This is a genomic window from Actinomadura rubrisoli, assembly GCF_004349215.1.
GTDB classification, from domain to species: Bacteria; Actinomycetota; Actinomycetes; order Streptosporangiales; family Streptosporangiaceae; genus Spirillospora; species Spirillospora rubrisoli.
In genome coordinates, this window is sequence record NZ_SMKU01000706.1 from 1 (window position 1) to 1,271 (window position 1,271).

A 1,271-nucleotide genomic window follows, 5' to 3' on the forward strand; every position below is an offset into this window, starting at 1 on the left:
CGCCACCAGGTCCTCGCCGTCGAGATCATCGACCCCCGCGAACTCGACCTGCCCGACATCGGCCTCATCGAGATGACCGACCCCGAGACCGGCGCCGCCCACGAGATCGTCCTCAGCCGCCGCGTCCGCGAACGCTACGCCGCCGCGGCCGCCGCCCAGCGCGACCGCACCCGCGACGCCCTGCGCCGCAGCGGCGCCCACCACCTCGTCCTGCGCACCGACCGCGACTGGATCACCGACATCGCCCGCTTCGCCCTCCGCCAGCGCCGCGCGGCCGGCCGGCCCGTCACCACCGCGGGAGCGCGCCCATGACCTTCCTGTCACCCGAACGCCTCTGGCTGCTGGCACTGGCCCCGCTCCTGGCCGCCGCCTACGTGCTGCTGCAGATGCGCCGCCGCCGGTACACCGTCCGCTTCACCAACCTCGCCCTGCTGTCCCAGATCGCCCCCAAACACCCCGGATGGCGGCGCCACGTCGCCGCCGGGCTGTTCCTCACCATGCTCGTCCTGATGATGATCGGGTTCGCGCGGCCCGCCACCTCCGTCAAGGTCCCCCGCGACCGCGCCACCATCATGGTCGCCGTCGACGTGTCGCTGTCCATGATGGCCAAGGACGTCCCCCCCACCCGCTTCGAGTCCGCCAAGAGCGCCGCCAAGAAGTTCATCCGCGAACTGCCCGCCCGCTTCAACGTCGGCGTGGTGTCCTTCGCCGGCAACGCCAACCTCGTCGCCGCCCCCTCCGCCGACCGCGACGCCGCCATCGCCTCCCTCGACCAGCTCGTCCTGGCCAAGCGCACCGCCATCGGCGAGGCGGTGTTCACCTCCCTGCAAGGCGTCCGCTCCTTCGACGCCCAGGCCAGCCAGGACCCTCCGCCCGCCCACATCGTCCTGCTGTCGGACGGCGACAACACCACCGGACGATCCGTCCAGGAGGCCATCGCCGCCAGCCGCGCCGCCCACATCCCCGTCTCCACCATCGCCTTCGGCACCCCCTACGGCACCGTCGACATCGAAGGCGAGACCACCAGCGTCTCGGTCAACAAGGAGACCCTCAAGACCCTCGCCGACGGCACCCAGGGCAAAGCCTACGAGGCCGCCGACTCCGGCCAGCTCGGCGAGGTGTACGCCAACATCGGCAGCTCCCTGGGCTTCAAGACCGAGCACCGCGACGTCGCCGCCCGCTACACCGGCATCGCGCTGCTGTTCGCCCTCGCCGCCGGAGGCGCGTCCCTGGCCTGGTTCTCCCGCCTCCCCTGACCCGCCGTCCACACC

Annotated in this window: 2 protein-coding genes; both read left to right on the forward strand. The window is 72.3% G+C overall.

What is annotated here, in order from left to right; all coding sequences use genetic code 11:
* Nucleotides 1–312 (forward strand): DUF58 domain-containing protein (locus E1298_RS46985; protein ID WP_481726155.1); only part of this gene is annotated, 312 nt, incomplete at its 5' end.
* The gene (locus tag E1298_RS46990) at nt 309–1,256 is read left to right on the forward strand and encodes a VWA domain-containing protein (protein WP_131903810.1); all 948 of its coding nucleotides are present in this window, start codon (nt 309–311) and stop codon (nt 1,254–1,256) included. The genes E1298_RS46985 and E1298_RS46990, both read left to right, overlap by 4 nt.
* Nucleotides 1,257–1,271: the final 15 nt, after the last annotated feature.

Coding starts and splice junctions, on each gene's coding strand:
- E1298_RS46990 (WP_131903810.1), top strand. CDS start 309: ATGACCTTCCTGTCACCCGAACGCCTCTGGCTGCTGGCACTGGCCCCG.